At 68.9% G+C, this 17682-nt stretch carries 15 protein-coding genes; 9 read left to right on the top strand and 6 right to left on the bottom strand.

All coding sequences use genetic code 11. The features are described 5' to 3' along the window. The first annotated feature begins 67 nt into the window (after window positions 1–67). A complete protein-coding gene (locus G6N51_RS09550; RefSeq protein WP_372510170.1) occupies window positions 68–1159 on the top strand; it encodes an esterase-like activity of phytase family protein in 1092 nt (363 codons plus the stop codon). Here the strand turns inward: G6N51_RS09550 and G6N51_RS09545 are convergent. Further along, complete coding sequence (locus tag G6N51_RS09545; RefSeq protein WP_163750685.1) at window positions 1118–3523, bottom strand: ATP-binding cassette domain-containing protein; 2406 nt, start codon at window positions 3521–3523, stop codon at window positions 1118–1120. The genes G6N51_RS09550 and G6N51_RS09545 overlap by 42 nt on opposite strands. 79 nt (window positions 3524–3602) lie before the next feature. Further along, complete coding sequence (locus G6N51_RS09540; RefSeq protein WP_083175112.1) at window positions 3603–4076, bottom strand: MarR family winged helix-turn-helix transcriptional regulator; 474 nt, start codon at window positions 4074–4076, stop codon at window positions 3603–3605. A 115-nt stretch (window positions 4077–4191) separates the two neighbouring features. On the opposite strand from G6N51_RS09540, the gene G6N51_RS09535 reads away from it, so the two are divergent. Genes G6N51_RS09535 through G6N51_RS09520 form a run of 4 tightly spaced genes read left to right on the top strand, consistent with a single transcriptional unit; the run spans window position 4192 to window position 9390 of the window. After that, window positions 4192–6237, top strand: coding sequence for a DUF2232 domain-containing protein (locus G6N51_RS09535; protein WP_083175110.1), 2046 nt, complete (start codon window positions 4192–4194; stop codon window positions 6235–6237). Beyond that, on the top strand, window positions 6234–7085 hold the full coding sequence (locus G6N51_RS09530) for a CbiQ family ECF transporter T component (protein WP_083175108.1): 852 nt from the start codon (window positions 6234–6236) through the stop codon (window positions 7083–7085). Before G6N51_RS09535 ends, G6N51_RS09530 begins: the two co-directional genes overlap by 4 nt. A gap of 42 nt (window positions 7086–7127) precedes the next feature. Continuing rightward, window positions 7128–7586, top strand: coding sequence for an SRPBCC family protein (locus G6N51_RS09525; RefSeq protein ID WP_083175104.1), 459 nt, complete (start codon window positions 7128–7130; stop codon window positions 7584–7586). Beyond that, the gene (locus G6N51_RS09520) at window positions 7579–9390 is read left to right on the top strand and encodes a sulfatase-like hydrolase/transferase (protein WP_142275206.1); all 1812 of its coding nucleotides are present in this window, start codon (window positions 7579–7581) and stop codon (window positions 9388–9390) included. The genes G6N51_RS09525 and G6N51_RS09520 overlap by 8 nt, the downstream gene beginning before the upstream one ends. 119 nt (window positions 9391–9509) lie before the next feature. Here G6N51_RS09520 and G6N51_RS09515 read toward each other — a convergent pair whose 3' ends face one another. Beyond that, window positions 9510–9956: an Lrp/AsnC family transcriptional regulator gene (locus G6N51_RS09515; protein WP_083175097.1), complete on the bottom strand. Its 447-nt coding sequence runs from the start codon at window positions 9954–9956 to the stop codon at window positions 9510–9512. 122 nt (window positions 9957–10078) lie between these two features. On the opposite strand from G6N51_RS09515, the gene ddaH reads away from it, so the two are divergent. Genes ddaH through G6N51_RS09495 form a run of 4 tightly spaced genes read left to right on the top strand, consistent with a single transcriptional unit; the run spans window position 10079 to window position 14538 of the window. Then, window positions 10079–10936: a dimethylargininase gene (gene ddaH, locus G6N51_RS09510; protein WP_083175095.1), complete on the top strand. Its 858-nt coding sequence runs from the start codon at window positions 10079–10081 to the stop codon at window positions 10934–10936. Then, window positions 10933–12168, top strand: coding sequence for an ornithine--oxo-acid transaminase (gene rocD / locus G6N51_RS09505; protein ID WP_083175093.1), 1236 nt, complete (start codon window positions 10933–10935; stop codon window positions 12166–12168). The genes ddaH and rocD overlap by 4 nt, the downstream gene beginning before the upstream one ends. Window positions 12169–12193: 25 nt before the next feature. After that, window positions 12194–13639: an amino acid permease gene (locus tag G6N51_RS09500; protein WP_142275205.1), complete on the top strand. Its 1446-nt coding sequence runs from the start codon at window positions 12194–12196 to the stop codon at window positions 13637–13639. Continuing rightward, window positions 13636–14538: a universal stress protein gene (locus tag G6N51_RS09495; RefSeq protein WP_083175090.1), complete on the top strand. Its 903-nt coding sequence runs from the start codon at window positions 13636–13638 to the stop codon at window positions 14536–14538. Before G6N51_RS09500 ends, G6N51_RS09495 begins: the two co-directional genes overlap by 4 nt. Here the strand turns inward: G6N51_RS09495 and G6N51_RS09490 are convergent. The 3 genes from G6N51_RS09490 to G6N51_RS09480 all read right to left on the bottom strand — a co-directional run bounded on the left by G6N51_RS09490 (window position 14535) and on the right by G6N51_RS09480 (window position 17608). Beyond that, window positions 14535–15857 carry an extracellular solute-binding protein gene (locus tag G6N51_RS09490; protein ID WP_163750683.1) on the bottom strand — a complete coding sequence of 441 codons (1323 nt, stop codon included), beginning with the start codon at window positions 15855–15857 and terminating at the stop codon, window positions 14535–14537. The genes G6N51_RS09495 and G6N51_RS09490 overlap by 4 nt on opposite strands. Window positions 15858–15936: 79 nt before the next feature. Beyond that, complete coding sequence (locus tag G6N51_RS09485) at window positions 15937–16752, bottom strand: carbohydrate ABC transporter permease (RefSeq protein WP_083175088.1); 816 nt, start codon at window positions 16750–16752, stop codon at window positions 15937–15939. Then, a complete protein-coding gene (locus G6N51_RS09480) occupies window positions 16739–17608 on the bottom strand; it encodes a carbohydrate ABC transporter permease (RefSeq protein ID WP_142275208.1) in 870 nt (289 codons plus the stop codon). Before G6N51_RS09480 ends, G6N51_RS09485 begins: the two co-directional genes overlap by 14 nt. Between the last annotated feature and the right edge of the window lie 74 nt (window positions 17609–17682).

The following is a 17682-nucleotide window of genomic DNA, read 5'->3' as shown; positions in this document are numbered from 1 at the left end:
AATCGGCGTTTTCGTCCGGCGCGCGTCGGCGCTACGTTTCTCGACTATGAGGCGGTGGGTGGCGAGCATGTGTCTCGCCTTGTCGCTGGCCGGCTGTGCGTCCGGGCATCCACCCGGGGCGGCGCCCGCGCCGCGGCCGATGCTCACGTATCTGGGCCAGGCGCAGGTCCCCTTCGATGCCACCTTCGACGGCACCGTCATCGGCGGACTGTCGGCGCTCAGCTATGACGCCGGCCGCCAGCTGTATTACGTCATCAGCGACGATCGCTCCAAGAAGAATCCGGCCCGGTTCTATACCGTTCAGTTGTCCTTGTCGGACAAGGGAATCGACAAGGTCACGTTCACCGGCACCCATCCGCTGCTCGACCCCTCCGGCCGGCCGTTCCGGCCGCTCACGCTGGGCGCCGCGCCACCGGTCATTCCCCCCGACCCCGAAGGCATCGCGTTCGACCCCGTCCGCCAGCGCCTGTACTGGTCCTCCGAAGGCGAGCGGCTCACCGCCGGGCCGGTGCTGCTCGATCCCTGGGTCCGAACCGCCGGGCTCGACGGTGCCTACCTGGGCCAGTTCACCTTGCCGCCCAATCTGGCGGCGTCCGCGCAGCGCACGGGTCCGCGCCGGGACAAGGCGCTGGAGGGTCTGGCGCTGACACCCGATGGCCGATCGCTGTTCGCCGCGATGGAGGACCCCGGCTACAACGACGGGCCGCTCAACGACGGCGGCCACCGCGTGCTCACCCGGATCACCAGGTTCGACGTCGCCACCAGCACGCCCACGGCCCAATACGCCTACCCGATGGAGCCGCCGGCACCGCCCGCCGACGTCAACGGTGTCTCCGATCTGGTCGCCCTGTCCGACACGGCCTTCCTGGTGATCGAACGATCCGCGGCCCTGCCGCCGACGGTGCGGATCTACCGCGCCGAGATCGGATCGGCGACAGACGTTTTGGCCACCCCATCGATGCAGAACGCGGCCGTGACCCCCATGAGCAAGACCCTGGCCGCCGACTTGTCCGCCGTACCGGGGCTCTCCCCGCTGGACAATGTCGAGGGCATCACGCTTGGGCCGAAACTGCCCGACGGTCGCCAATCGGTGGTGCTGGTCAGCGACAACAACTTCTCACCGAGTCAGGTCACCCAGTTCCTGTTGTTCGCGATGTGACGGCTTAGGGGACTCGCGCCGTCCGGGCCTCAGCCGGTAGAGGGCGAGGCCCGCCGCCGCCACGCCGAAGAGCACCAGCATGGTCATGTCGAACACCCACCAACCGCTGTAGTGGGTCCACATTTGGGACTCGGCGGCCAGCGCGTCGACCCTGCGCAGGTCGACCGTGGACGCCGACGCCGCGAAACCCCATTGGGCGGGCACGAACCAGGCGATCTGTTGAAAGCCCCACTTGCTCACCAGCTGCACGAGGCTTCCGTTGAACAGCGCGGACACCAGGATCACCGGCAACAGCAGCGGCAGCACTTCACGCAGCGACGTGCCCAGCGCCGACAACGCGAGCCCGATCAGCGCGGACACGATCGCGGTCATCGCCACGCTCACATAGAGCTCGATCGTCGGGTTGTGCAACAGGGCGGCGCCACGCGCCGGCGCGCCCTTGTCGGCGACGACGATGGCGAACACGATCGCCGTCAAGACGGCCGCGGCCAGGCCGAACACGAGGATTTTGGCGGCCAGGTAGGCCGCGGTCGACAGGCCGAGAGCCTGCTCGCGGCGGAAGACCCGCCGGTCGCGCACCACGGCCCCGATGGTCAGCGCGGTGCCGATGATCACCGCGGCGACGTTGAGGGCGGCCAGGATCTCGATGGCCTCGTGCGGGTGGGCGCTGCCCGCCCTGGGTCGGGAAAGGCCGGAATCACCCGGAATCAGCAGGGTCAGACCCGCCAGCAGCAACGGCAGCATCACCACGAACACGAAGTCGAGGCGGGCGGCGAAGAAGAGCCGGGCGTCGCGGCGGACCAGCAGCCGAACTTGCCGCGCCATCGGGGATCCGGCGGGCGGTGGCGACGGCGCGGCGACCTCCGGTGGCGGCAATGCCGACGACCGGGCGCGAAACGCGCGGTGGGTGCCGTCGGGGTCGGCGCCCGCCCGGGTGAGCACCTCGGACCAGTCGGCCGTCCCCAGCACGGAGTCGATCTGCGCGGGGGGCCCGAGAAACGCCGGCGTACCGGCGGCGGTGAGAACCAGAACCTGGTCGCACAGGTCGAGGTTCGTCAACGACGTTCGCGACGACACGGCCGCCACGACCACGCAGCCGATGTCGGCCTGGCGCCGCAGCATCGCCATCACGTGACGTTGTTGCTCGGCATCCAGGCCGGCGCTCGGCTCGTCGACCACCAGCAGTGTGGGCCGGGTGACGAGCTCGACCGCCAGTGCGGCGCACCGGCGCAGCCCGGGTGAAAGCTTGCCGATCGGGGTGGTCCGATGCGGTGTCAGCTCAAGTTCCTCGAGCACCTGGCTGACCACACGGTCGCGTTGTTCGCGCGGAATGTCCTGCGGCAGGCGGATTTCGGCCGCATACCGCAAGGCCCGTTCGACGGTGAGCTGCCGGTGCAGGCGGTCGTCGGGCGACACGATGCCGATGCGGGCGCGCATGGCCTCCGGCTCGGCGTGCACGTCGTGGCCGTCGACGGTGACGCGCCCCGAGCTGAGTTGCCTGGTGCCGGCGAGCAGACCGAGCAGCGCGGAGTTGCGTGCCGCCGACGGCCCGGCGACCGCGGTGAATATGCCCGGACGGGCCGCGAACGAGATGCCCGACAAGATCTCGCGCCCGCCCACCGCGAGCCCCAGCTGGTAGGCGGTCAGCCCGACGGTGCGCGCATCGGCCCCGAGCGGCAACCGGTAGGTGGCATTCGGCTCGGCGGCGCGCAAGGACGGGCGCGCGACGCGCAGTTTGGACGTGATCATCCGCTCGATCAGGCCCGGCCCGCCCTTGTCAGGGACGCCGGTGACACCCGGCTGAGCGGGCGGCGCCGGGTCGGGAGGCACGGGCCGCTCGGCGGCGGGCGGTTGTGGCGGCACGACGCGCATGCGCTGGGTCTCGCGCTCGGTCGGCGCGCGCAGGTTCGGATCGTTCGGACGCGCGGGCTGCGGGCCGACGGGAGCCGGCGGCGGGGGCGGCGGCGGCCGGTAGGCGGGGGGTCGGGGAGCCGGGCGCGCAGGTTGCCCGGGCGGGCCGGCGGGGTGAGACATCTGGAAGACCAGCCGCGGCCCCCGCTGCGGGTCGCCGATGCCGATCGCCTGACCGTCGCGGATCTGCACCGTCGACGCGCGTGCACCGTCGACGAAGATGCCGTTGTGGCTCAGGTCGATGGCCACCCAGTGCGTGCCGGTGAACCGCAGCACCACCTCCGGGCGGGGCGGGGGCGGCGGCAACGTCGGATTTCCGAGGCGCTCGAGGGCGATGTCGCAGGCCGGGCCGTAGCCGACGATCACGTCGCGGCCCGGGGCGAAATCGAACCGCGTCGGCCCGACCCACACGGTCAACGGAGAGGCCCTGAACGCGGAAGCCTCGGGCCGCATGCCGCCACCTTTCGTCACACCGGTCAGCTCGACTTAGTGTCTACCCGCCGGCCGTCGGCTCGTCACCGGGGTCGTGCCCTCAGAGCGTGTTACGCCGACCGGCCGGCGACGCATTGTCGAGCAGCCGGCGCAATACCTTGACCGCGTCGGTCAGCACCTGGCGGTCGCCCGGCTCGAGCAACGCGAGCTGGGGTTCGATCGCGGCGGCGCGGTCGGCCCGCACCGCGTTGAGCATGCGCTTGCCCTGCGGGGTGATGCGGATTCGGACGGCACGGGCGTCCCCCGGGTCGACGGTCCGGGTGACCAGGCCGGCGTCCTCGAGCCGGCGCACCTGCGTGGTCATGGTCGGTTGCGAGCAGTGATCGACGGTGGCGAGGTCGCCGATTCGGGCTTCTCCGTGGGCTTCGATCGTGGCGAGCAGCCTGGCTTGCGCCGCGGGCAAGGGCATCTGAATCCGCTGGGTGGCGAGCCGGTTGAGTCGCGCCACCACCGCGAGCAGATCCGCACCCAGCTGCTGGGCCTCGACGTGTGCGCTCTCGACAACTCTGTCCATATCCCCATAGTTCCATAGCTTTGCTAAGTGAGACGAGATCGCTGGCCCGAACGGGCCGGAAAGTCGCCAAGCGTGATGGAGCGACTTGGTGCGGCGGGCTGGCACAATCAGTGAAGTGAATGCCCGTCGCCCCGTCCGTTCGCGCCATCGGGGTGGACCTTTACAACCGGCCGAATTGGCGCAGGCCGCGGTCATGGGGGCGCTCTGCGCGGTCATTGCGATCATCGCCGGGGTGATCCCGTTCGCGCAGGGATTGGCGCTGCTGGGCACGGTGCCCATGGGGTTACTGACCTACCGTTACCGGGTTCGGGTGCTGCTCGCCGCGACATTTGCTGCCGCAATGATCGCCTTCCTCATCTCTGGACTGGGCGGTTTCTTGACGGTGGTCAACTGTGCGTACATCGGCGGGTTGACCGGATCCGTCAAGCGCCGCGGCAGGGGCACGCCAACCGTTATCGTCGCGTCCCTGATCGCCGGGGTGGCCGTCGCCGCCGCGACGGTCGGTTTCCTTGCGGTGCTGAATCGGCTGCGGCATCTGATATTTGAGGTGATGAAGGCCAACGTCGACGGTGTCATTGCCTTCCTGGACCGGCTTGACCTGCAGTGGCTCGGTGCGGACGTGCTGCGGTGCTTCGAATTCGGGCTGCGTTACTGGCCCTGGCTGATGCTGTTGTACGTCACCTACGGGGTCATCTTGTCGTCCTTGATCGGCTGGTGGGCGCTTTCCCGCTTGCTGGACCGCATGGGCAACGTCCCGGATGTGCACAAACTCGACGCTCCGAACGAAAGCCCCGACGCCCCGATCGGGCCGGTGCCGGTGCGGTTGGACAAGGTCCGGTTCCGCTACCCCAACGCCAAGCAGGACGCGCTGCGCGAGCTCAGCCTGGAACTCCAGGTCGGCGAACACGTCGCCGTCATCGGCGCCAACGGGTCCGGGAAGACCACGTTGACGCTGATCCTGGCGGGCAGGCAACCGACGTCGGGAACCGTACGCCGCCCTGGCGCGGTGGGGTTGGGCATGTTGGGCGGCACGGCGCTTGTTCTGCAGCACCCGAAGAGCCAGGTCTTGGGCACGAGGGTCGCCGATGACGTGGTCTGGGGGCTGCCGCCGGGCACCGAGGTCGACGTCGACCATCTGCTGAGCGAGGTGGGGCTGGGGGGTTTCGCCGAACGCGACACCGGAAGCCTGTCCGGCGGGGAACTGCAGCGCCTGGCTCTCGCCGCGGCGCTCGCGCGGGAACCGGCGTTACTGATCGCCGACGAGTTCACCAGCATGATCGACCAAAAGGGCCGCGAAGTCCTGCTGAATGTGCTGTCGGGCCTTCCCCAACGGCACCGGACCGCCCTGGTGCACATCACGCACTTCGACAACGAGGCCGCGTCCGCCGACCGGACGATCAACCTCAGTGATTCCCCGGATAACACCGTGGGGGAATCAGCACCGGCCCCGTCGCCGGTGATCGCGGTGCCGCGCGCCACGCACCAGCCCGTACTCGAAATCGTCGGGGTCGGACACGAATACAACAGCGGGACGCCGTGGGCCAAGACCGCGCTGCGCGATATCAGCTTCGTGGTGGAGCAGGGCGACGGCATTCTGATTCACGGCGGCAACGGCTCGGGCAAGTCGACGCTGGCGTGGGTCATGGCCGGGCTGACCGTTCCGACCGTCGGCGCCTGTTTGATCGACGGTGAGCCGATCCGTGACCACGTCGGAGCGGTGGCGCTGTCGTTTCAGACGGCGAGGCTGCAATTGATGCGCAGCCACGTCGGCTTGGAAGTTGCTTCCGTCGCGGGCTTTTCACAGGACGACGAGGACCGGGTCGCCGCTGCCCTGGGCGCGGTCGGACTGGAACCCGCGATGGCTAAGCGGCGCATCGACCAGCTCAGCGGTGGCCAGATGCGACGAGTGGTGCTGGCCGGACTGCTCGCGTGTTCGCCACGCGTACTGATCCTCGACGAGCCGCTGGCAGGGTTGGACATCGGCAGCCAGCGGGGCCTGCTGCGGGTGCTGGCGGATCTGCGCCGGCACAGAGGTCTCACCGTGGTCGTCATCTCGCACGACTTCGGCGGTTTGGAAGCCGTGTGCCCGCGGACCCTGCACCTGCAGAATGGCGCGCTGGAAGCGGTGTCGGCCACCGCCGCGGCCGGGGGTGTGCCGTGACCGCACCCTCGAGCCCCGCATCCGGCCGCGGCCGGCGCACTTCTCGTCCGGTGGTGCTTTTGGTTCCGGTACCCGGCGGATCCGCCATCCACAACTTGTGGGCCGGCACGAAACTCCTGGTGGTTTTTGGTGTTTCGGTGTTGCTAACCCTCTATCCGGGTTGGGTGACGATCGGGTCGGTGGCGGCGCTGCTGCTCGCGGCGGTCTGGATCGCTCGCATCCCCCGGGGTGCGCTTCCCTCGATTCCGCGGTGGCTGTGGGTCCTCCTGGCATTGGGTTTTGTCACCGCCGCCCTCGCCGGTGGCAGCCCGGCACTATCGATCGGCGGGGTCAGCGTCTGGCTGGGCGGGGCGCTGAACTTCCTGCGGATCAGCGCGCTGTCGGTCGTCTTGCTCGGGTTGGGGGCGATGGTGTCCTGGACCACCAATGTCGCCGAAATCGCACCGGCCCTAACCATTCTGGGCCGCCCCTTCAAATGGTTGCGGATTCCGGTTGATGAGTGGGCCGTGGCGTTGGCGTTGGCGCTTCGCGCCTTCCCGTTGTTGATCGAGGAATTCCAGGTGCTCTACGCCGCCCGTCGATTGCGGCCGAACCATATGCCCTCGAGCCGCAAGGCCCGCGTTCGGCAGACGGCGGGCAACTCCATCGACCTGGTCGCCGCCGCGATCGTGGTGACTCTGCGGCGCGCCGATGAAATGGGCGACGCGATCACAGCGCGCGGCGGCATCGGCCAACTCTCCGCCGATCCGGCGCGGCCGAGGTTGGGGGACTGGGTGACGCTCGCGGTCACCTTAGCGATCAGCGGCGCGGCGGTGGCGATCGAGACAATATTTCACCTGACTCGCTAGGGATTCCACCTGACTCACCATGGCCTCGCGTAGCGTGAGCGGGTGGCCGACATTCAGCGGACTCGCACGATCGCGGCACGCATCGGCGACATCTGGGAAACGCTCGCAGACTTCGGGTCGATCAGTTCGTGGGCCGGCAACGTCGACCACTCGTGCATCCTGTTCTCCGGACCCGACGGGGCCGCCGTCGGCACCGCCCGGCGCGTGCAGGTCAATCGTGACGCCTTCGTCGAGCGCATCACGGAGTTCGACCCGCCCCGCGCGCTCGGCTACGACATCGACGGCCTGCCCAGCCGCCTGCGCAGGGTGCGCAACCGCTGGACGCTGGCAGCGGCCGCCGGCGAATCGGGTCGCACTTCGGTGACCCTCACCAGCACCGTCGAAATCGGACCGCACGCAACGCAAAAACTGGCCGAACACGTCCTGTGCCGATTCCTCGCGCGACAGTCCGAGGCCATGCTGGACGGCCTGGCGAACCGATTGGAGCATGCCCGTGTCTGATCGCCCCGACGTCGTCGTCATCATGACCGACGAGGAACGCGCGGTACCGCCGTACGAGGCTCCCGACGTGCTCGCATGGCGCGACCGGATGTTGACCGGCCGCAAGTGGTTCGACGACCACGGCGTCAACTTCACCCGGCACTACACCGGCTCGCTGGCGTGCGTGCCAAGCCGTCCGACCATCTTCACCGGGCACTATCCCGATCTGCACGGCGTCACCCAGACCGATGGCATCGGGAAGACCGCCGACGATTCGCGCATGCGCTGGCTGCGCCCGGGCGAGGTGCCCACACTGGGCAATTGGTTCCGAGCGGCCGGATACGACACCCACTACGACGGCAAGTGGCACATCTCGCACGCCGACCTCACCGACCCGAGGACCGGTCGACCGCTGCCCACCAATGACGAGAACGGTGCCGTCGACGCCGCCGCGGTGCGGCGCTACCTCGAGGCGGATCCGTTGGGGCCGTTCGGTTTCTCCGGGTGGGTCGGCCCGGAGCCGCACGGGGCGGCGTTGGCCAACGCCGGCGTCCGCCGGGACCCGCTGATCGCCGACCGGGTGGTCGCGTGGCTCACCGACCGCTACGCCCGCCGCCGCGACGGCGATCCCGCCGCGCTGCGACCGTTCCTCCTGGTCGCCAGCTTCGTCAATCCCCACGACATCGTGCTCTTTCCGGCCTGGTCGCGGCGGAGCCCGGTCAAGCCGTCCCCGCTCGACCCGCCCGCGGTCCCGGCGGCGCCCACCGCGGACGAAGACCTGTCCACAAAACCGGCGGCGCAGATCGCCTTTCGCGAGGCCTACTACTCCGGGTACGGGCCCGCGCCCGCGATCGACCGAACCTACGAGCGCAACGCGCAGCGCTACCGCGACCTGTACTACCGGCTGCACGCCGAGGTGGACGGGCCGATCGACCGTGTCAGGCTGGCGGTGACCGAAGGCGGTTCCGGCGACGCGGTGTTGGTGCGCACGGCCGACCACGGCGATCTGCTGGGCGCCCATGGCGGCCTGCACCAGAAATGGTTCAACCTCTACGACGAGGCCACCCGCGTTCCCTTCGTCATCGCGCGCATCGGCCAGCACGCGACGCGGCCGCGGCGGATCACGGCGCCGACGTCACACGTCGACCTGGTTCCCACCCTGCTGGGGGCGGCGGGCGTCGACGTGGCGGCGGTGGGCGCCACGCTCGCCCAGACGTTTTCGGAAGTGCACCAGCTACCGGGCCGTAACCTGATGCCGGTCGTGGACGGCGCCGCGGCCGACGAGACCCGCGCCGTCTACCTGATGACCCGCGACAACATGCTCGAGGGGGACAGCGGCGCCTCGGGATTGGGCCGCCAACTCAAGCGCACGGTCAATCCCCCTGCGCCGCTGCGCATCCGGGTCCCGGCCCATACCGCCTCCAACTTCGAGGGGCTGGTTGTTCACGTCGACGAGGCGACGGCCGCCGGTGGCGGCGGGCATCTTTGGAAGCTGGTACGGACCTTCGACGACCCGAGCACCTGGACGGAGCCGGGGGTGCGGCAGCTGGCGGCAAGCGGGCTCGGGGGAGAGACCTACCGGACGTCCCCGCTCGACGACCAGTGGGAGCTGTACGACCTGACCGCCGACCCGGTCGAGGCGGTCAACCGGTGGACCGATCCGGACCTGCATGCCCTGCGCCAGCACCTGCGGACGCAGCTCAAACACATCCGGTCCGACTCCGTCCCCGAGCGAAACCGGCCCTGGCCCTATGCTTCTCGTCGGCCGCCGACTGCGCGGCCGTCGAGGTTGCGCCGCTTCCTTGCGGCCACATTCGGTCGCTGAATCACCTGTGCCACATCAGTACCAGCTTCCGGGCATCAGACGATCCGTGAATGTGATATCGCCGGCGATAGCAAATTTGACAGTCGCCTCATGGTCGGGAGCGCCACGCCGCGGCCCGTTCAGGTTCGCATCCGGTCGATGAGATTCGACAACACCACGATGCTTTCGCTGCGCTCGATGTCGGCGCTCGACCGGATGCGCTCGAGGGCCGCCTCCAGGTGACTCATGTCGCGCGCCAGCACGTGCAGGATCGCGTCCGACGTGCCGGTGACCGTCGCGGCGCTGACCACCTCCGGCATGTCCACCCAGGCCGCGCGCAACCGGTCGGGGGCGATCGTGCCGTGGCAGAACACCTGCACGTAGGCCTCCGTGTTCCAGCCCAGGGAATTGCGGTCGACGACGGTGGTGAAGCCCTTGATGACGCCGGTGTCGAGCATCCGGTCGACCCGGCGCTTGACCGCGGGCGCCGACAGGTTCACCTTCTCGCCGATTTCGGCGAACGTGGCCCGGGCGTGCTCGGTCAGCTCCGCGAGGATGCGCGCGTCGGTCTCATCGAGCCGCTCCATCACCCTGCCCTCCGCTCGTACGCAATAAATCGTTGCCGAGGCCACCGTAACGCAACAAACAGCGCTCAGACACGCAATATATAGCGTTTGATTGTGCTAGATGGCCAAAATATCGTTGATTTATGACGGAACAATACGTCGTAGCGCCCCGCTCGCAGCCGTTGTCGGTCGGGCGCACCCGCACGCCGCGTGCCCGCCGGTACGCGATGACGCCGCCGGCCTTCTTCGCGGTCCAGTACGCGATCAACCCCTGGATGGACATCACCACGCCCGTCGACGTCGGCCTCGCCCGCGCTCAATGGGAAACCCTGCGCGCGACCTACCTTCGGCTGGGTCATCGGGTGGAGGTGATCGAGCCCGTGCCCGGGCTGCCGGACATGGTGTACGCCGCCAACGGCGGATTCATCGCGGGCGGCGTCGCGATCGTGGCGAGGTTTCGCTTCGCCGAGCGGGCCGGCGAATCGCGCGCCTACGCCGAATGGATGTCGGCGCTCGGCTACCGGCCCGTGTCCACCCGCCACGTCAACGAGGGGCAGGGCGACCTGCTGATGATCGGGGAAAGGGTGTTGGCGGGCTACGGCTTTCGCACCGACCGGCGTGCGCACGCGGAAATCTCCGCAGCCCTCGGCGCGCCGGTCGTCTCGCTGGAGTTGGTGGATCCGCGCTTCTACCACCTCGACACCGCGCTCGCCGTTCTCGACGACCACACGATCGCGTTCTACCCGCCGGCGTTCAGCGCGGCCGCACAGGACCGGCTGCACGCGCTGTTTCCCGACGCCATCGTGGTCGGGAGCGCCGACGCGTACGTGCTGGGCCTCAACGTCGTCTCGGACGGCATGCACGTCGTCCTTCCCTCTGCGGCAATGGGTTTCGCCGAGCAGCTGCGCGGCGCCGGCTTCGAGCCCGTCGGCGTCGACCTGTCCGAACTCCTCAAGGGCGGCGGTTCGGTCAAGTGCTGCTCATTGGAGGTGTTTCCGTGACGATCCTCGACGCCCGGACATCGACCCGGACCGAGGCCGCCATCGGCCAGGTCGAACGCTATGCCGCGCACAACTATTCGCCCTTGCCCGTGGTGGCGGCCAGCGCCGAGGGCGCCTGGATCACCGACGTGGATGGTCGGCGCTACCTGGATTGCCTGGCCGCCTACTCGGCGGTCAACTTCGGCCACCGCAACCCCGAGATCACCGCGGCGGCCCACGCCCAACTCGACACCGTCACATTGGTGAGCCGTGCTTTCCACTCCGACACCCTCGGTCCGTTCTGTGCCGCCCTTGCGCGGCTCTGCGGCAAAGATCTGGTGCTGCCGATGAACTCGGGCGCCGAGGCCGTGGAGAGCGGTCTCAAAGTCGCCCGCAAGTGGGGGGCCGACGTCAAGGGCGTCCCCGATGGTCGGGCCAATATCATCGTGGCGGACAACAACTTCCACGGCCGCACGATCAGCATCGTCAGCTTCTCGTCGGATCCGACGGCGCGGGCCGGATTCGGACCGTTCACACCGGGGTTCCGCTCGGTGCCCTTCGGCGATACCGCCGCGCTGGCCCGCGCGATCGACGACGACACCGTCGCGGTGCTGCTCGAACCGATCCAGGGCGAGGCGGGCATCGTCGTCCCGCCCGACGACTACCTGCCCGCCGTTCGCGCCGTGTGCAGCGAGCGCAACGTGTTGATGATCGCCGACGAGATCCAGTCCGGCCTGGCGCGCACGGGCCACACCTTCGCCTGCGACCACTGGGGCGTGGTGCCGGACGTCTACCTGCTCGGCAAGGCGCTGGGCGGCGGCGTGGTTCCCTTGTCGGCGGTTGTCGCCGACCGCGAGGTGCTGGGTGTGCTGCGCCCCGGCGAACACGGCTCGACCTTCGGCGGCAACCCGTTGGCCGCCGCCATCGGCGCCACCGTGGTCTTGATGCTGAGCCGCGGGGAGTTCCAGGCACGCTCGGCGCGATTGGGCGCACGCCTGCACGAGCGCCTGGGTGAACTGGTGGGGCACGGCGTGCTGGCGGTGCGGGGTCTGGGGCTGTGGGCCGGCGTCGACGTCGACCCGGCGCTCGGGACGGGCAAGCAGATGAGCCTTCGGCTGGCCGAGCGCGGTGTCCTGGTCAAGGACACCCACGAGTCGACGCTGCGGTTCGCGCCGCCGCTGGTGATCAGCGAGCAGGAGATCGACTGGGCGGTTGAGCAGTTCGCTATGGCGTTGCGGGAGGCTGGCCCATAATCTGCTGATCGAGCAAGGAGGGCAATTGCCACCGACGTCGATCGGCCTGAAAGAGCAGATGCTGCGGCGCCGCCCCGTTGTCGGCGCCGCCGTCGCATACGGGGCCGCGGATCACCTCAAGCGCAGCATCGGCACGTTCCAGCTGACCATGTTCGGGGTGGGCTCGACGGTCGGGACGGGCATCTTCTTCGTCATGTCGCAGGCCGTGCCGGAGGCCGGCCCCGGGGTGATCCTGTCGTTCCTCATCGCCGGGCTCGCCGCCGGGCTCGCGGCCATCTGCTACGCCGAATTGGCCTCCGCGGTACCGGTTTCCGGATCGTCGTACTCCTATGCGTACACCACGCTGGGCGAGGTCGTCGCGATGGGGGTGGCGGCCTGCCTGCTGCTGGAATACGGGGTGTCGACCGCAGCGGTCGCGGTCAACTGGAGCGGCTACCTCAACAAGTTGCTCGACAACGTCTTCGCTTTCCAGTTGCCGCACGCCTTGTCGGCCGCGCCGTGGGATGCGCGGCCCGGCTGGGTGAATGTACCGGCGATCATCTTGATCGGGATGTGCGCGCTGCTGCTGATCCGGGGCGCCAGCGAATCGGCCAGGGTCAACACGATCATGGTGCTGATCAAGCTGGGCGTGCTGGTCATGTTCGTGGTTGTGGCGTTCAGCGCCTTCGACGCGAACTATCTGCGCGACTTCGCACCGTTCGGCGTTGCGGGCATCGGCTCGGCCGCCGGCACCATCTTCTTCTCCTATATCGGCCTCGATGCCGTGTCGACGGCGGGCGACGAAGTCAGGGACCCGCAGAAGACCATGCCGCGCGCGCTGATTGCCGCGTTGGTGACCGTGACCAGCGTGTACGTGTTCGTCGCGCTCGCCGCCCTGGGCACTCAGCAGTGGCAGGACTTCGCCGGGCAGCAGGAGGCCGGGCTGGCAACCATCCTCGACAACGTCACGCGCGGCGGCTGGGCCAGCACGATTCTGGCTGCGGGCGCGGTCATCTCGATCTTCTCGGTCACGCTCGTCACCATGTACGGGCAGACGCGCATCCTGTTCGCGATGGGCCGCGACGGGCTGCTGCCCGCACGCTTCGCGCGGGTGAACACCCGCACAATGACGCCGGTGGGCAACACGTTGATCGTGGCCATCGCGGCCTCGTTGCTGGCCGCCTTCATCCCGCTGGACAAGCTGGCGGACATGGTGTCCATCGGCACGCTCACCGCGTTCATCGTCGTGTCCGCCGGAGTGATCATCCTGCGAGTCCGTGAACCCGACCTGCCGCGGGCCTTCAAGGTCCCCGGTTATCCCGTCACGCCTGTCCTTTCGGTGTTGGCGTGCGGATACATCCTCGTCAGCCTGCACTGGTACACCTGGATCGCGTTCAGCTGCTGGATCGCGCTCGCGTTAGTCTTCTACTTCGTGTGGGGCCGCCACCACAGCGCGCTCAACGGCGAAACGCTCCAGCGGGGCGCGCTGTGACCGTCGTCGTCGGCTACCGCGCCGGCCAGGTCGGGCTCTCGGGGTTGCACCTGGGTGTGCGCATCGCGCGGACCTGGGGCACCTCGCTCACCGTGGCGACCATCGTGCCCAAGCCGTGGCTGACACCGTCGCGTGCCCGCATCGACGCGGAGTTCGAGCTGTGGGCGGACGCCCTGGCCGCGGAGTCGGCCAAGGAGGCGGCCCGCTTTCTGGACACCGTGGCCGACGGAATCGAGGCCACCTACGTACACCGTGCGCACGGATCGGTGTCGGGCGGGCTTCTCGAGGTCATCCACCAGGTTGACGCCGACGTGTTGGTGCTGGGGTCGTTGCCCAGCGGCGGGCGCGGTCTGGGGGCACCTCCCGCCGGCGGGGGAGTGCTGATCGGCTCCACCGCCGACTGGCTGCTGCACGCGTCGACCGCCCCGGTGGCCATCAGCCCGCCTGACTACCGTTCGCATCAAGGCAAACTGACCCGGCTCACCTGCGCCTACTCGGCCACCCCGGACGCGATCGACGTGGTGAAACGCTGCTTCGCGTTCGGTCAGCGATTCGGTGTGCCGGTGCGGGTGATCACCTTCGCCGTCCGCGGCAAGACGATGTACCCGCCGGAGGTCGGGCTCGAGGTGGAGGGTCAGGTGCTGCAGGCCTGGGCGTCCCAAGTTCGGGACATCCTCGAGGGACTGAAGACGGACCGGATCGTCGGCGAAGACGTTGCCCTGCAGGTGGTTACCGGCCGCAGTTGGAAAGAGGCGCTGGCGAAGGCGGACTGGCAGGAGGGCGAGCTCCTGGTATTGGGCACCCGGCCCCGCGGAGACATCCGGCGGGTCTTCCTCGGTTCCCGCAGCACCAAGATCATCCGGGAAAGCCCGGTGCCGGTGCTGGTGCTCACCGGCTAGCGCTGCGCCGCGGCGTTGGCGGCCGCTTGTGCCCGTTGCAGGGTCGCCGCGACATCGCCGCGGCCCAAGAACATTTCGTCGAAGTAGGGCTGCAAAGCGTCGTTGCCGGCGGCGAAGCCGGCGCCGCCGGGAGCCGCGATGCGCGGGCCGTCGAGCACGGTGAAGAAGGGCCTGACATCGACGCCCCGCGCGGACCAGTAGTCGAAGTAGACGGGCTGAGCCGACAGTACCGCCGGGATGGCCGCCCCCTCGCGGCCCAGGAACTCGTTGCCCTCCCTGCTGCCCATCCATGCCAGGACTTGACGCACCGCGTCGGGATGTTTCGTCGCGGCATTGCCCGCCGCCGCAATGCCATTGGTGACGCTCACCCGGCCGGCCGGGCCCGCCGGCATCATCGTCACACCCCAGTGGAAGCGGGCGTCGCGGGCCACCGGAGCCAGGTTGTAGGTGCCGGACTGAAAGAGCGCCATCCGGCCGGCCAGGAACTGGTTGCGGGAAAAGTCGCCGTTGTCGTTGGTGTCCGATGCGGGCGGCGCGACGTGGTCGTCGTTGATGAGGCCGACCAGGTAGCGGAAGGCTTGCACCGCCCCGGGATTGTCGAAGGCGAACGTGTCGCCACGCTGGAAGACGCCGCCGGCGGAGCCGATGTAGTTGAGGTAGATCCCCTGCGGGTCGTTGGCGGCGTTGTAGCCCCACTGCCGCACCCGTCCGGCGTCGAAACCCGTTGCGTTTCCGTGACGTCCGTCGGCGTCCACCGTGAGCCGGGCGAGCATGGGGCGCAGCGTGTCGCCACCGTCCGCGCTCCACCGCAATCCATTCAGCTCGGCGGGGTCGACGCCGGCCGCGGCCAAAAGGTCGGCGTTGTAGTACAGCGCGATGCCGGCGTCGGTCAGCTGCGGCACGCCCCACAGCGCGCCGCCGCGGGTGAACTGGTCGACGACGGCCGAATCCCACGCCGGGGCGGCCCTGTCGATCTTCATCAGCCGGCCGCTGTCGGCGTAGGCCGCGAGGTAGGCGTTGGAGAGCCAGAAGATGTCGTCGGCGCTACCACCGGCGACATCGGTGCGTAGCGTGTCGAAGTAGGTGGGATACGCCACCACGCTGGTGTGCACCGTGATATCGGGATGCGCGCGGTTGAACGCCTCGAACGACTGCCGGTACGCCGCGGCGATCTGGTCGCCCCAGACCCGCACCGTCACGACGATCTTGCCGCCGGCGGGCTGGCCGGAGTAGTCGAGCAGCACCGCGGTCGCCCCCAACAGCACGGCGACCAGCGCCAGCGCCCCGGCCATCAGCGTGGAAACGCGGGGCGGGCTCATGGTCTGCACCGAGATTGCCGCGGCGGTCGTAGATCGCCCGGAATCGCAGCCATGACGGCAATCTCGGCGCGGGGCGGGCTCACTTGAGCCCCGAGACGACGATCGACGCGACGATGTGCCGCTGGAAGACCACGAAAAGCGCGACCAGCGGGACGATCGCGACGGTCGTCGCGGCCATGACCAACGTCCACTGGGAGTTGAACCGCGACTGCAGATCGGCCGTCGCGACCGTGAGCACCCGCCACTTGTGGCCGCTGGTGATCACCAACGGCCACATGAAGTTATTCCACTGCGAGACCACGGTGATCAGCGTCAGGGCCGCCAGCACCGGCCGGCTGGACGGGATCACCACGTGCACGATCACGTCCAAGGTGTTGGCCCCGTCCAGGTGGGCGGCGTTGACCAAGTCGTTCGGGATGATGCGGAAGTGCTCGCGCAGCAGGAAGATCGCATACGGCGACCCGAACATGAACGGCAGGACCAACGCCCAGAACGTGTTCCGCAGGCCGAGCTGGGCCATCATCAGATACAGCGGCACCACCGTGACCGTCCCGGGCACCATCAAGGTCGCGATGTAGACCCAGAACAGCGCGTCGCGCCCGGGAAAGTCCAGCCGCGCGAACGCGTATGCGGCCAGCACCGAGAAGGTCAGCTGGCCCACCAGGATCACGGCGGTCATCAAGGCGGTCACGGCCGCCGCCCGACCGAATCCGGCCCCACCCAGGTCGGCGTAATTGGCGAGGGTGAAGGGCCGGGGCAGCTGCAGGGGTGTGCCGGTCGCGAACTGGTGCGCCGAGGTGAACGAGGTCAGCAGGCCAAGGGCGAACGGCACCAACGTGATCAGGGCACCGAGGATGAGTCCGGTGTAGACGACGAGCCGGCTAGGTGAGGTCATAGCTGATCCGCCGCCGGAAGTAGAGATGCTGGACCATGGTGACGCCGATGAGGATGACGAAGAGCACCACCGCCATCACCGATGCGCGCCCGATGGCCGCCGAGCCGAATGCTTCGGCGTAGATGCGGTGGGCGACCAGGTCGGTGCTGCCTCCCGGCCCGCCGCCGGTCAGCGCGTAGACCATGTCGAAAACTTGTGCCGCGCTGACGATCCCGGTCACCAGGACGAAGAACGTGGTCGGCCGCAGCATGGGCAGGGTGATGCGCCAGAACCGTTGCCACGCGTTGGCGCCGTCGGTGCGCGCTGCGGCGTGAACGTCGTCGGGGATCGCCAGCAGGCCCGCCAGGAACGACAGCGAGACGTATCCGACGTTGGCCCACACGACGACGGCCGACACGAGCGGCAACGCAAAGGTGGGGTCCGACAGCCATTCGATGCTGTGCCCCAGCAGGGTGCTCACGGCTCCGTCCGTCGGGGCCAGGATCCACCGCCACAGCACCGCGATCGCCAGCGGTGCGCAGATCCACGGCAGCACGTAGACGGTGCGGAACAGGCCGGTGCCGGGAAGCTGGCGGGCCAACATGGACGCGGCCAGCAGGCCCAGCACCGTCTGCGCCGGCACCACGATCGCCACGAAGAGTGCCGTCACGATCAACGAGTTGGCGAAGTTGCGGTCGGTGAGGATCGATCGCCAGTTGGCCAGGCCCACATAGTGCAGCGGCCCCAGCAGGTCCCAGCGGTAAAGGCTCAGCCAGATCACCACGAGGATGGGCAGCAGCAGGAAGGCGATGACACCGAACATGCTGGGCGCCAGCAGGGCGTAGCCCAGCGCGGTGGAGCGAGGCTGTCTCCTCAAGACGCCGCTGGCCATGGAGGTAATTAAAGCGGGCGGCGCCGGGGTTTGGGGCGAACGGCCGTTACGGTGGACCC

This window comes from Mycobacterium paraseoulense (assembly GCF_010731655.1).
Classification (GTDB): Bacteria; Actinomycetota; Actinomycetes; order Mycobacteriales; family Mycobacteriaceae; genus Mycobacterium; species Mycobacterium paraseoulense.
The sequence above is the reverse complement of the archived record's forward strand: the minus strand, read 5'-3'. Positions and strand labels throughout refer to the sequence as shown.

Excerpts from the sequence above, each read along its gene's own strand:
- G6N51_RS09485 (WP_083175088.1), bottom strand. The coding sequence starts at position 16,752 with ATGACCTCACCTAGCCGGCTCGTCGTCTACACCGGACTCATCCTCGGT.
- ddaH (WP_083175095.1), top strand. The coding sequence starts at position 10,079 with ATGACGGAACAATACGTCGTAGCGCCCCGCTCGCAGCCGTTGTCGGTC.
- G6N51_RS09540 (WP_083175112.1), bottom strand. The coding sequence starts at position 4,076 with ATGGACAGAGTTGTCGAGAGCGCACACGTCGAGGCCCAGCAGCTGGGT.
- G6N51_RS09490 (WP_163750683.1), bottom strand. The coding sequence starts at position 15,857 with ATGAGCCCGCCCCGCGTTTCCACGCTGATGGCCGGGGCGCTGGCGCTG.
- G6N51_RS09545 (WP_163750685.1), bottom strand. The coding sequence starts at position 3,523 with ATGCGGCCCGAGGCTTCCGCGTTCAGGGCCTCTCCGTTGACCGTGTGG.
- G6N51_RS09550 (WP_372510170.1), top strand. The coding sequence starts at position 68 with ATGTGTCTCGCCTTGTCGCTGGCCGGCTGTGCGTCCGGGCATCCACCC.
- G6N51_RS09515 (WP_083175097.1), bottom strand. The coding sequence starts at position 9,956 with ATGGAGCGGCTCGATGAGACCGACGCGCGCATCCTCGCGGAGCTGACC.